Annotated in this window: 12 protein-coding genes; 10 read left to right on the top strand and 2 right to left on the bottom strand. The window is 65.2% G+C overall.

From position 1 onward, the window contains the following. Positions 1 to 66 precede the first annotated feature (66 nt). The 7 genes from AC1DSD_RS18325 to AC1DSD_RS18295 all read left to right on the top strand — a co-directional run bounded on the left by AC1DSD_RS18325 (position 67) and on the right by AC1DSD_RS18295 (position 4,998). Positions 67 to 492: a DoxX family protein gene (locus AC1DSD_RS18325; protein ID WP_478032125.1), complete on the top strand. Its 426-nt coding sequence runs from the start codon at positions 67 to 69 to the stop codon at positions 490 to 492. 25 nt (positions 493 to 517) lie between these two features. Continuing rightward, positions 518 to 1,234 (top strand): DUF1428 domain-containing protein, encoded by a 717-nt coding sequence (locus AC1DSD_RS18320; protein ID WP_478032123.1) that lies wholly within the window; start codon positions 518 to 520, stop codon positions 1,232 to 1,234. Between the two features lie 23 nt (positions 1,235 to 1,257). Beyond that, entirely contained in the window at positions 1,258 to 2,040 is a 783-nt protein-coding gene (locus AC1DSD_RS18315; RefSeq protein WP_478032121.1) for a VOC family protein, read from the top strand. After that, positions 2,037 to 2,528, top strand: a complete 492-nt coding sequence (locus tag AC1DSD_RS18310; protein ID WP_478032119.1) for a VOC family protein — start codon at positions 2,037 to 2,039, stop codon at positions 2,526 to 2,528. The genes AC1DSD_RS18315 and AC1DSD_RS18310 overlap by 4 nt, the downstream gene beginning before the upstream one ends. Further along, positions 2,525 to 2,995, top strand: coding sequence for an SRPBCC family protein (locus tag AC1DSD_RS18305; RefSeq protein WP_478032117.1), 471 nt, complete (start codon positions 2,525 to 2,527; stop codon positions 2,993 to 2,995). Before AC1DSD_RS18310 ends, AC1DSD_RS18305 begins: the two co-directional genes overlap by 4 nt. Continuing rightward, complete coding sequence (locus tag AC1DSD_RS18300) at positions 2,988 to 3,650, top strand: dihydrofolate reductase family protein (protein ID WP_478032115.1); 663 nt, start codon at positions 2,988 to 2,990, stop codon at positions 3,648 to 3,650. Before AC1DSD_RS18305 ends, AC1DSD_RS18300 begins: the two co-directional genes overlap by 8 nt. A gap of 64 nt (positions 3,651 to 3,714) precedes the next feature. Beyond that, on the top strand, positions 3,715 to 4,998 hold the full coding sequence (locus AC1DSD_RS18295; protein WP_478032113.1) for a phospholipid carrier-dependent glycosyltransferase: 1,284 nt from the start codon (positions 3,715 to 3,717) through the stop codon (positions 4,996 to 4,998). A gap of 104 nt (positions 4,999 to 5,102) precedes the next feature. Here AC1DSD_RS18295 and AC1DSD_RS18290 read toward each other — a convergent pair whose 3' ends face one another. Next, the gene (locus AC1DSD_RS18290) at positions 5,103 to 5,555 is read right to left on the bottom strand and encodes a nuclear transport factor 2 family protein (protein WP_478032112.1); all 453 of its coding nucleotides are present in this window, start codon (positions 5,553 to 5,555) and stop codon (positions 5,103 to 5,105) included. An 88-nt stretch (positions 5,556 to 5,643) separates the two neighbouring features. After that, a complete protein-coding gene (locus AC1DSD_RS18285; protein WP_478032110.1) occupies positions 5,644 to 6,540 on the bottom strand; it encodes a LysR substrate-binding domain-containing protein in 897 nt (298 codons plus the stop codon). A gap of 165 nt (positions 6,541 to 6,705) precedes the next feature. Here AC1DSD_RS18285 and AC1DSD_RS18280 point away from each other — a divergent pair, with 165 nt between their 5' ends. The 3 genes from AC1DSD_RS18280 to AC1DSD_RS18270 are packed head-to-tail and all read left to right on the top strand — an operon-like array spanning position 6,706 to position 12,416. Beyond that, positions 6,706 to 9,891, top strand: coding sequence for an efflux RND transporter permease subunit (locus AC1DSD_RS18280; protein ID WP_478032109.1), 3,186 nt, complete (start codon positions 6,706 to 6,708; stop codon positions 9,889 to 9,891). Beyond that, positions 9,884 to 11,023, top strand: a complete 1,140-nt coding sequence (locus AC1DSD_RS18275; protein ID WP_478032107.1) for an efflux RND transporter periplasmic adaptor subunit — start codon at positions 9,884 to 9,886, stop codon at positions 11,021 to 11,023. The genes AC1DSD_RS18280 and AC1DSD_RS18275 overlap by 8 nt, the downstream gene beginning before the upstream one ends. Further along, on the top strand, positions 11,013 to 12,416 hold the full coding sequence (locus AC1DSD_RS18270; protein WP_478032105.1) for an efflux transporter outer membrane subunit: 1,404 nt from the start codon (positions 11,013 to 11,015) through the stop codon (positions 12,414 to 12,416). The genes AC1DSD_RS18275 and AC1DSD_RS18270 overlap by 11 nt, the downstream gene beginning before the upstream one ends. Positions 12,417 to 12,458: the final 42 nt, after the last annotated feature.

Genomic DNA, 12,458 nt, shown 5'->3' with positions numbered 1-12,458 from the left:
GACTATCCGGCGCTCGCCGGCATGCCGATCGTCGCGTGAGCAACCACCAGCTTTAGGAGAGAAGCCATGGCTACTACCTATCAAGCCGCTTCGGCGGCGCCGACCCCGCGCGCCCTCCAGCTATGGACTGGCCGCATCCTGACTGCGCTGGTCATCCTGTGCTTCGGTGCCGATGCCGCGGGCAAACTGATCGCCCCGATGACGATGATCGCGCACAGTCCGCCGCTGGGGCTACCCGCCACGTCCGGCTTCTACCGGCTGCTGGGAGCAATCCTGGGCGTCGCGACCGCGCTTTATGCCTGGCAGCGCACGGCATTCCTCGGCGCGGTCCTGCTGACCGGCTATCTGGGCGGCGCCGTGGCGACCCATTTGCGGGTCGGAAGCCCGCTGTTCGGCTACACGTTGTTCGGCGTCTATGTCGGGATCATGCTATGGGGTGGATTGTGGCTGCGCGACTCCCGCATCCGCGCATTGCTGCCCCTGAATCGTTGACCAAAACAACAAGAGGAGAGGCATCATGACCTATGTGCAGGGCTTCATCATTCCCGTGAAGGAAGGTGACAAACAGGCCTATCTCGACTTGGCGACAAAGGCAGCGCCGGTGTTCGCCGAATATGGCGCGACGGCGACGGTCGAATGCTGGGGCGAGGAGGTACCCGACGGCAAGCGCACCGACATGAAGCGCGCGGTCCAGGCCGAGCCTGGCGAACATATCGTATTCTCCTGGGTCTGGTGGCCCGACAAGGCGACGTGCGACAATGCCGCCGAGAAACTGATGGCCGATGAGCGCATGCAGCCCGATGGCGAGATGCCGTTCAATCCGCAGCGCATGATCTATGGCGGCTATGAAGCGGTGTATGATGGCGGCGATGGCGGCAGCTTCGGCTATGTCGACGGCGTCGTCGCGCCGACATCGGTCGATAAGCAGGCCTTTGCCGACCATGCCGCGCGCATTTCCGCTTATTTCCTGAAGAGCGGCGCGACCCGCATCGTCGATGGTTGGGGGACTGACGTCCCCGATGGCAAGGTCACCGACTTCAAGCGCGCGGTCGCGGCGGAGGATGGCGAGACGGTGATTTTCGGCTGGGTCGAATGGCCCGACAAGCCGACCCGCGATGCCGCCTTTGCCGGGATGATGGACGATCCCGACGTCCGGGCCGCGCCGCCTGCGTTCGACATGCAGCGCGCGATCTTCGGCGGCTTCGTGCCGATGCTGGATACCGATCACCAATAACGACCATCAACAGGAGAGAGATGATGGCTACCCGAACCGGAATGCCGATCTGGTATGAATTGATCACCACCGATGTCGAGGCCGCCAAGCGATTCTATGGCGACATCGTCGGCTGGACCACGACCACCTTTCCTTCCCCCGCGGGCGGCACGCCCTACAACATCCTGAATTATGGCGAGACCGGGGTCGGCGGGCTGATGACGTTGCCCGACGGCGCGCCGACCGGCCCCGGCTGGTTCGCCTATTTCCACGTCGCGGATGTCGATGCCGGTGTGGCGCAGACCGAACAGGCAGGCGGCAAGACGCATATGCCGGCGACGGACCTGCCCGGCGTCGGGCGGATCGCGATGATCGCCGATCCGCAAGGCGTGGTCTTCTATTTGATGACTCCCGATCCATCGATGGGCGACCAGGAAAGCACCAGCTTCTCGGCCACATTGCCCGGACGGTGCAGCTGGAACGAACTTGTCACCAGCGACCAGAAAGCAGCTTTACCCTTCTATTCGTCGCTGCTCGGCTGGACCTCGACCGAGGCGATGCCGATGGGCGAAATGGGGGACTATACCTTCGTCGATTGCGGCGACGTGCGACTGGGTGCGATGATGGATCGTGCCAGTCCTGAGCAGCCGCTCAAATGGACCTTCTACTTCGCTATCCCCGATGTCGACGCTGCGGTCGACAAGGTGAAGGCAGGCGGTGGCACCGTCATCATGGGACCGATGGACGTCCCCGGCGGCCAGCGCATCATCGTCGCGGTCGACCCGCAAGGCGCGTCGGTCGGTTTCGTTTCAGGAGAACGGCAATGAACAAGATCACCACCTGTCTGTGGTTCGACCACGGCAAAGCCCGCGAAGCGGCTGAATTCTATGCCGCGACCTTTCCCGACAGCCATGTCGGAAGCCCGCATAAAGCAGCGTCCGATTTTCCGGGCGGCAAGCAAGGCGACGAGCTGACCGTCGAATTCACGGTGCTCGGCCAATCGTTCGTCGGGCTGAACGGCGGCCCGACCTTCACCCCCAACGAGGCGGTGAGCTTTCAGGTCTTCACCGACGACCAGGAGGAGACCGATCGCTATTGGAACGCGATCGTCGACAATGGCGGCGCGGAAAGCGCGTGCAGCTGGTGCAAGGACCGCTGGGGCTTTTCGTGGCAGATCGTGCCGCGTGCGTTGATCGCTGGCATGAGCGATCCCGATCCCGCCGTCGCCAAGCGCGTGATGGACGCGATGATGACGATGAAGAAGATCGACATCGCCACGATCGAGCGCGCCCGCGCCGGGGAGGTGGTGGCATGAGCGGCGCCGAATACGAACTGTCGATCGAACGCCTGATCGACGCGCCGGTCGAGGCGGCGTGGAGGGCCTATACCGACCATCTGTCCGACTGGTTCTGCCCCAAGCCCTGGCGTGCCGAAGTGGTAGCGATGGACTTGCGCGCCGGCGGCCGTGCCGCGACCACGATGCACGGCCCAAACGGCGAAGTGATGCCCAATGAAGGCGTCTATCTCGAGGTCGAGCCGATGCGGAAGATCGTCTTCACCGACGCTTTTCGCGAAGGCTGGATCCCGCAGGGACCGTTCATGGTCGGGTTCTTCGAATACACGCCCGAAGGCGACAAGACACGCTTTCGCGCCGGTGCGCGCCACTGGACCAAGGAAGCGTTCGAGCAGCATCGGGCGATGGGCTTCGAGCAAGGCTGGTCGGTCATGGCCGAGCAACTCGAGGAAGTCGCCAAGCGACTGACGGAGACGGCCGATGCGTAAGATCGTCGGCACCGTCTTCGTCTCGCTCGATGGTGTGATGCAGGCACCAGGCGGGGTGAACGAGGATATCACCGGCGGCTTCGCGCATGGCGGTTGGCAGTTCAAATTCCCCGACCCCGCGGCCGACGCAACGCTGGGCGCCACGTTCGATGGTTATGATCTGCTGCTCGGGCGAAGGACCTACGACATCTTCGCCGCTTACTGGCCCTATGTCGAAGGTGAGGAAGCCACATTGGGCGAGACCTTCACCAACGCCGGCAAATATGTCCTGACGCGCGGCGATCAGCCGCTCGAATGGGAAAACAGCCACCGGTTGAAGGGCATGGACGATGTCGCGGCGTTGAAGCAGGGCGACGGCCCCGATCTGATGATCTGGGGGTCGAGCGAAGTCTATCCCGGCCTGTTGTCAGCCGGACTGCTCGATCGGCTGACGGTGATGATCTACCCCCTGACCCTGGGCGACGGCAAAAGGCTGTTTGGCGACGGCACGCCCGCCGGTGCACTGAAGATGGTCGATCACCAGGTCACGCCGTCCGGTACGATCATCGCGACCTACCAACCCGCTGGCCCGATCCCCGAAGGCGCGTCGGTGCCGCCGATCGCTACCGCGCGCGAGGCGGAGCGGCAGCGTCGGATGCAGGAAGGGACGTGGTGATCCCCACCTGATCGGACGTAAATTGCCGTCGCCGAAGCGCGAACGGCACGCTAAGCGGGCGGGGATGCATGGTCGTCCCCGCCCGTTTCTCGTCGCGATCCTGATCGGGCTGGCTGCGGAAGCCTTGTTCCTGTGGGGCGTCACGATCCCGTCGAAGATCGTGTTCGACGAGATCCATTACGTGCCCGCCGCCCGGGCGTTGCTTTCCCTGTCGGGGCCGGTCAACACCGAACACCCCCTGCTCGCCAAGGAGTTCATCGCCGCGGGGATCGCATTGTTCGGCGACAACAGCCTAGGCTGGCGCTTCTTCTCGACGATCGCCGGCGCGGCGACGGTGATGGCGGTGTTCGCGATCCTGTGGCTGCTCTACCGCCGCATGCGCCCGGCAGTGATGGGCGCGATCTTCGCGCTGCTCAACTTCACCATTTATGTCGAAGCGCGGATCGCGATGATCGATCCGTTCCTGGCCGCCTTCACCCTCTGGGGAATCGCGACGATGCTGTGGGCGATGCGTGCGCCCGCCGGAAAGGCCTGGCCGCGCTGGATCCTGTCGGCCGTGCTGTTCGGCCTGGCCGTTGGTACAAAATGGGCGGCCGTCCCTTATGTCGCTTGGGCAGGGATCGGCTTCCTGGCGGTACGCTGGCGCGACACGGCGAGAGCGAAACGGCCGCTCGCGACTTTGTGGTCGGGCCGCGATCAGCCGCACTGGCCGGGACTTCCCGCGATCCCGGCGCTCGCCGTCTTCGGACTGGTATCGATCGCGATCTATTTCCTGACCTTCGCGCCGGCCTTTTTCTACCACGACCAGCCGCAGACGCTCGCCGATCTGCTACCCTTCCAGGACATGATGTACCGCGAGCAGACCCAGGTCCTGCCGCACCACACCTACCAGTCAGCGTGGTGGAGCTGGCCGCTGATGATCCGGCCGATCTGGTATTTCTACGAGCCGTCGGACGGGGCGATGCGCGGCGTGCTGATGATCGGCAATCCGGTGATCCTATGGGGCGGATTGCTGGCAGTGCTCGCTTGCCTATGGGGTTGGCTGCGGTCTCACGATCCCCGGCTGTTGTTCGCCGCCGGGCTGTGGCTGGCGAGCTATCTGATCTGGGCGATCATCCCCAAGTCGCTGGGGTTCTTCTATTATTACTATCTGCCCTCGATCTTCCTGTGCATCGCGCTGGCGGCCGCGTTCGAGCATTTCGGCAAGGGCAAGCTGCAGCATTGGGTTGAGGGGTTCGCGATCCTGGCGTTCGGCATCGCGGTCTATTTCTTCCCGATCATCTCCGCCGCGGCGCTGCCGGGAGAGCAGGCATTCATGCACTGGATGTGGTTTTCCACTTGGCCCTAGCGGAATAGCGGATGCTATTCCGCGCCCGAGGGCCAAGTCGGCCGGCGGCGCGCAGCGCCGACCGACGGCGCGGATTAACTCCGCGCCGTCCCACGGCCTTCCCACTACTTCACCATATTCGCCTGCGTGAACACCACTCGCCAGCGCCCGTCCCGCTTCGCCCAGACGTCGACGAACCGAGCGTGCGCCGTGATCGGCTTGCCGCGATCGAACCCCTTGGCATCGACCGTCCCGCCGAGCACGGCGCCGTCCGACCACACACGACGGACCGTCAGCGAGAGCGCGACATAGGTCGTCCTGCTGCCCGGCGCGGTTGCTTCGGCGATATATTGCGCCTTGGTCTGATTCTTCCCGTTCGACCCCGCGAGGATGTAATCGTCGGCGAGCAGCCGGTCGAGCTCGGCGCGGTTGGCCTTGAATTGCGCGAGATCGTAAGCGGTCGCCGCGGCAGCGAGATCGCGCGGCAACCCGCGATAATCGGCGCCTTGGAGACCCGTCTGCGCCGAAGCTCCGGTCAAGGCCATAAGCATGCCGATGACCCAGATTGCCGACCGCATGATGTGACTCCCCTGCAATGTACGGGCAAGAGTAGCCGGACGGCTCGCCGCGGCAATGACCCGCGAGGTCATGGCCAACGATGCACCACTAAGCCTCCATCGCGCTCGCCGGACGAGTGAGTACCTCGAGAAAATGCGTGCATGGCAGCGTCAGGTCGGCGGCGTGATGGACCAGCCACAGCATCATCGTCACGCCGGTCAGCGGGCGATAGGCCAATGCCGCCGATTGCAGATTGCACAAGGATTCCGCCAGTACCATCACGCCGATCCCAGCCGCGGTCAGCCCGAACAGGGTCGACACGTCGCTCACCACCTGCGCGACGTTGGGCTCGACGCCGCGTTCACGCATCAACGCCATCAACTCGCCGGTGAACAGGCTGCGTTCGGTCGAGTAGAAGACCATCGGTTCGTCCGTCAGATCGACGAGGTCGACCGTTTCCTGCGCTGCCAGCCGATGATCGGGCGGCACCCCGACGAACAGACGCTCGCGGAGGAAAGGCTGCGCGATCAGGCCGCGCGGCAGGACGGGTTTCTCGCGGCTGCGCATGAAGCCGATGTCGAGCAGCCGGTCGTCGATATCCTCGACCTGGGCGCGTCCCGACGCCTCGCGCAGCACCAGCTTCACATCGGGATAGAGCCGGCGGAATTCGGCGATTGCGCGCGCGATCTCGGGAATGAAGGGGGCCGAGGCGTTGAACCCGATCGCCAGTTCGCCAAGCTCGCCGCGCGCCGCGCCGCGCGCGACCGCCATGGCGTGCTCAGCCTGGCGCAACGTCGCCCGCGCGGCGTCGAGGAACAGTTTGCCGGCAGGAGTCAGCGCGACGCTGCGGCTGGTACGGTCGAGCAAGCGCACCTGCAGTTCGTCTTCCAATGCGCGGATTTGCTGGCTGAGCGGCGGCTGCGAAATGCCGAGATGCTTCGCCGCGCGTGCGAAGTGCAGATCCTCCGCAACCCGGACGAAATAGCGCAGATGACGTAACTCCATGATTGATACGTAATAAATATCAATCATGCCGTAAACAATATTGGACAGGCGCGATTGTCGCGCCCACTTCGCCGCAACGCAGCATCGGCTTGCCACCGGTGCCATCACCAGATCGCCGACGGTGCCCCCCGCCCCGCCGCCGGCAATCGAGCATGGGAATCGTCGATGATCGGAATCGTCCGCATAGCGCTGACGCGACCGCTGACCTTCGTGGTCATGGCCATTCTGATCGCACTCATCGGCGTACTGACCGCGATCCGGACCCCGGTCGACATCTTCCCCAATATCCGCGTGCCGGTGATCGCGGTCGCCTGGCAATATAGCGGCCTGCCGCCCGACCAGATGTCGGGACGCATCATCACGCCGTTCGAACGCGTGCTGACGACCACGGTCAACGATATCGACCATATCGAGAGCCAGTCGATGCCCGGCATCGGCGTGACCAAGATCTATTTCCAGCCGGGCGCCGATATCCGCACCGCCACCGCGCAGGTGACCAGCGTGTCGCAGACCGTGCTCAAGCAGCTGCCGCCGGGCGTCACCCCGCCGCTGATCCTGAACTACAACGCCTCGACCGTGCCGATCCTGCAGCTCGCTTTGTCGGGCAAGGGTCTGTCCGAAGGCAAGATGTTCGACCTGGCACAGAACCAGGTCCGCCCCGGCCTGGTGACGGTACCGGGCGCGGCGATCCCCTATCCTTCGGGCGGGCGTCAGCGCCAGATTCAGGTCGATCTCGATCCCGCCGCGCTGCAGTCCAAGGGCCTGTCGGCGCAGGATGTCGGCAACGCGATCGCCGCGCAGAACCAGATCAACCCGGTCGGTTTCGCCAAGATCGGCAGCTTCCAATATAGCGTCGCGCTCAACAACGCGCCGGGTTCGGTCGAGGAACTCAACAACCTCCCGGTCAAGGTGGTGAACGGCGCCACCATCTATATGCGCGACGTCGCGCACGTCCGCGACGGATCCGCGCCGCAGACCAATGTCGTCCATGTCGACGGGTCGCGCTCGGTGCTGATCACGGTGCTCAAGAACGGTGCCACCTCGACGCTGGCGATCGTCCAGGGGATCAAGGACGCACTGCCCAACATCCAGGCGACCTTGCCCGGCGCGCTCAAGATCGTGCCGATCGGGGACCAGTCGCTGTTCGTCAAGGCGGCGGTCGAAGGCGTCATCAAGGAAGGTGCGATCGCCGCCGCGCTCACCTCGGTGATGATCCTGCTGTTCCTGGGTTCGTGGCGGTCGACGGTGATCATCGCGATCTCGATTCCGCTCGCGATCCTGGGCGCGATCATCGCGTTGGCGGCGACCGGCAATACGCTCAACATCATGACCTTAGGCGGCCTGAGCCTCGCGGTCGGCATCCTGGTCGACGACGCCACGGTGACGATCGAGAATATCAACTGGCACCTCGAACAGGGCAAACCGGTGTTCGCCTCGATCATGGACGGCGCGGCGCAGATCGTGACACCGGCGTTCGTCTCGTTGCTGTGCATCTGCATCGTGTTCGTGCCGATGTTCTTCCTGCCCGGCGTCGCCGGTTTCCTGTTCGTGCCGATGGCGCTCGCCGTGGTGTTCGCGATGATCATGTCGTTCATCCTGTCGCGCACGTTGGTGCCGACCATGGCGAATTATCTGCTGAAGCCACATGCCGGCGACATGCACGCGGCCGGGACGCCCGCCTCGCGCAACCCGCTGGTCCGCTTCCAACGCGGATTCGAACAGCGCTTCGAACGGTTTCGCAAAAGCTATGGCGCCTTGCTCGAACGCGCGCTGGCCAAGCCGCGCCCGTTCGTCATCGGCTTCCTGGCGTGCGTCGCGCTGTCTTTCCTGCTGGTGCCGTTCCTCGGCGAGAATTTCTTCCCGTCGGTCGATGCCGGGCAGATGGCGCTCCATGTCCGTGCCCCGGTCGGATCGCGGATCGAGGATACGTCGGCGCAATTCGACCGGATCGAGCAGCGCATCCGTCAGATCATCCCGGCGGACGAATTGGTGTCGGTAGTCGACAATATCGGCCTGCCGGTCAGCTCGATCAACACGACCTATAACAATTCGGGCACGGTGGGCCCGCAGGACGGCGACATCCTGATCCAGCTGACCAAGGATCATAAGCCGACCGACGATTATGTCCGCATGCTGCGCGAGCAATTGCCGCACGATTTCCCCGGTTCGACCTTCTCGTTCCTGCCCGCCGACATCACCAGCCAGATCCTGAACTTCGGCGCCCCCGCCCCGATCGATATCGCGATCTCCGGCAAGGACGGCGACGGCAATGCCGCCTTCGCACGCGAGGTGCTGCGCCGGATCACCGCGATCCCCGGCGTCGCCGACGCCCGCATCCAGCAATCGGCGCGCTATCCGCAGCTCGACGTGAACGTCGACCGTAGCCGGATCGGCCAATATGGCCTGACCGAGCGCGACGTGACCAATAGCCTGGGTAGCTCACTCGCGGGCACATCCCAGACCGCACCGGTCTATTTCCTCGATCCGGCAAGCGGCGTGTCCTACCCGGTGGTGGCGCAGACGCCCGAATATCAGGTCGGGTCGATCAGCGACCTCGCCAATGTGCCGGTATCGGCCGCGGGTGCGAGCAGCCAGATCGTCGGCGGCATTGCCACGATCGGCCGCTCCTACGCGCCGACGGTCGTATCGCACTATAATATCGCACCGGTGGTCAACGTGTTCGCGACCACCAACGGGCGCGATCTCGGCGCGGTGGCCGGCGATATCAATCGCGTGCTCAAGGATATGAAGGCGAAGGCGCCCAAGGGCACGACCGTCACCCTGCGCGGCCAATATGCGACGATGAATGCGGCATTCTCCGGCTTGGCCTTCGGCCTGCTCGGCGCGATCGTGCTGATCTACCTGCTGATCGTGGTGAACTTCCAGTCGTGGCTCGACCCGTTCGTGATCGTCACCGCGTTGCCCGGCGCGCTTGCCGGGATCGTCTGGATGCTGTTCGCGACCGGGACGACGTTGTCGGTCCCCGCTCTCACCGGCGCGATCATGTGCATGGGTGTCGCCACCGCGAACTCGATCCTGGTGGTCAGCTTCGCGCGCGAACGCCTAGCCGAGCTGGGCGACGCGACCGCGGCGGCGCTCGATGCCGGCCTGGTCCGCTTCCGCCCGGTGCTGATGACCGCGCTGGCGATGATCATCGGCATGCTGCCGATGGCGCTGGGCCTGGGCGAAGGTGGCGAGCAGAACGCCCCGCTCGGCCGCGCGGTGATCGGCGGCCTGATGGTCGCGACTTTCGCTACCCTGATGTTCGTCCCCGTAATCTTCAGCCTCGTCCATCGGCGCCACGCCGAAAAGGCGGACGCGGCTCCCAAGCTGGAGGAAGCCTATGCCTGACGGCGACGGCCCCAATCTGAAACGCACCGGCATCATCGCCGCGGTCGCCGCGATCGCGGTGGTCGGGATCGGGATCGGCACGCGCGTCCATTCGCAGGCGCAGCTCGCGACCTGGACGCACGACCAGTCGACCCCGACGGTCAATGTGATCCACGCCAGGCCGAGCGCCGCGACGACTGCGCTGACGCTGCCGGCGACGCTGCAGGCGTTGCAGAGCGCACCGATCTACGCCCGGACCAGCGGCTATGTTCGCAAATGGTTCGTCGATATCGGCGATCCCGTGCGTCCGGGTCAGTTACTCGCGGTGATCGACGCGCCAGAGGTCGACCAGCAACTCGCCGCCGCGCGCGCCGATCTACAGACCGCCCGCGCCAACCAGCAGCTCGCCGCGACCACCGCGACGCGCTGGCAGACGATGCTCGGCAAGGATGCGGTATCGAAACAGGAGACCGACGAAAAGGTCGGCGACCTCGCCGCCAAGTCGGCCGTCGCCAACGCCGCGCGCGCCAATGTCAGCCGGCTGCAATATCAGCAGGGTTTCACCCGGCTGACCGCGCCGTTCGCGGGTATAGTGACGACACGGTCGACCGACATCGGCGCGCTCGTGACCGCGGGCAGCGCCGCCAGCGCGCCGCTGTTCACTGTAGCCGACGTCAGCAAGATCCGCGCCTTCGTGAAAGTGCCCCAGGCCTATTCCGCACAGGTCCATCCCGGCATGGAAATTCAGCTGAGCCTGCCGGAATATCCCGGCCGTCCGTTCAAAGCGGTGATGACGCGATCGGCTGGCGCCGTCGACACCAGTTCGGGCACCGTGCTGGTCGAATTGCTCGCCGACAATGGCGACCGCGCTTTGAAACCTGGCGCCTATTCGCAGGCGACCTTCCCGATCGGCGGCGCGGGCAATGCCGTCGAGCTCCCCGCCAGCGCGATGATCATCGGCAAGAACGGCACCCAGGTCGCGGTGCTCGATACCGGCGGCAAGGTGCAACTCAAGACGGTGACGATCGGACGCGATCTAGGCGATCGCGTCCAGATCAGCGCCGGCCTGACCCCCGCCGACCAGGTAATCGACAACCCGCCCGATTCGATCCAGTCGGGCGACAAGGTGCAGGTCGCGCGCGGTGGTAATTAGGCGTCTCCTCGCGCTGTCGCTGGCGTTGCTTGGCGGGTGCTCGCTGGCGCCCGATTATCAGCGCCCGGCGATCAGCACGCCCGCTGCGTTCAAGGAAGCGCCGTGGCAGCCCGCCGGCAGCGATGTCGCCCCGTCCGGCAAATGGTGGGAAGCGTTCGGCGACCCCGCGCTGACGGCGCTCGAGGAACGGATCGACAAGGGCAATTTCGACCTCGCCGCCGCGTCCGCGCGCTATCAGCAGGCCTTGGGCGCCGCACGTCAGGCCCGTGGCGACCTGCTTCCCCAGGTCGGCGCATCGACCAGCATCGAGCGCCAGCGCCAGTCGGCGAACCGGCCCAACAGCCCGGGCAGGTCCAGCATCTTCACCGACAAGGCGATCGGCGCCTCGCTCTCCTACGAACTCGACCTGTTCGGCCAGGTACGAAACCGCGTCGCCGCGGGTGACGCGTCGGCCAAGGCCGCGGCGTTCGATGTCGATGGCATCCGGCTGGGCCTCCAGGCCCAACTCGCCTCGACCTATTTCGATTTGCGCGGGCTCGATGCGCGGATCACGCTGCTCAAACAGACCGTCGCGTCCTACCAGCGCGCCTTCGACCTCACCGATACGCGCCATTCGGGCGGGATCGCCTCGGGGATCGACGTCAGCCGGGCGCAGACGCAGCTGTCGAGCGCCAAGTCCGAATTGTCGACGGTCGAGATCGACCGCGCGCAGGACGAGCACGCCATCGCCGTGCTGGTTGGCGAAGCGCCAGAGACCTTCTCTATCCCGGTGGCCGATCAACAGACGAAGCCGCCCACGATCGCCGCGGGCATTCCCTCGACCCTGCTCGAGCGGCGCCCCGATATCGCCGCCGCCGAACGCCGCGTCGCCGCGGCCAACGCCGAGATCGGTGTGGCGCGCGCCGCGCTGTTTCCCAACATCACCCTGGGCGGCGCGGCCGGTTACGAGGCAGCCGGCGGCAGCTGGCTGAGTGCGCCAAGCACCTTCTGGGCGCTCGGCCCACTCCAGGCCGTCCTGTCGATCTTCGACGGCGGCAAGCGCCGCGCTGGCGTAAAGATCGCACGAGCACAATATGACGAAGCCGCCGCCAATTACCGCCAGACCGTCCTCACGGCATTCCGCGAGGTCGAGGACGATCTCGCGGCGCAGCGCTTGTTGATCGCGAGCGAAGCCGATCAGGCAGAGGCGACGCGAGCGGCCGAGCGTACGCGCGACCTGGCGTTGACCCGGTATCATGACGGGGCGTCGGATTATCTTGAGGTGGTACTCGCTCAGACCGCGGCATTGGATGCGGAACGTAGTTTGCTGCAGCTGCGCGCACGGCAATTGCAGGTGGCTAGCGATACGTTCCGGGCGTTGGGTGGGGGATTAGGGGCCAGCGCGTCGCAGTGATCCGCCGGCGAGCCGGCGCGAAGTGAATTCGCGCCGTCGGTC

The organism is Sphingomonas sp. P4_D12 (assembly GCF_056401895.1).
Note: the sequence above shows the minus strand (reverse complement) of the source record. Positions and strands in the feature narration are given on the sequence as shown.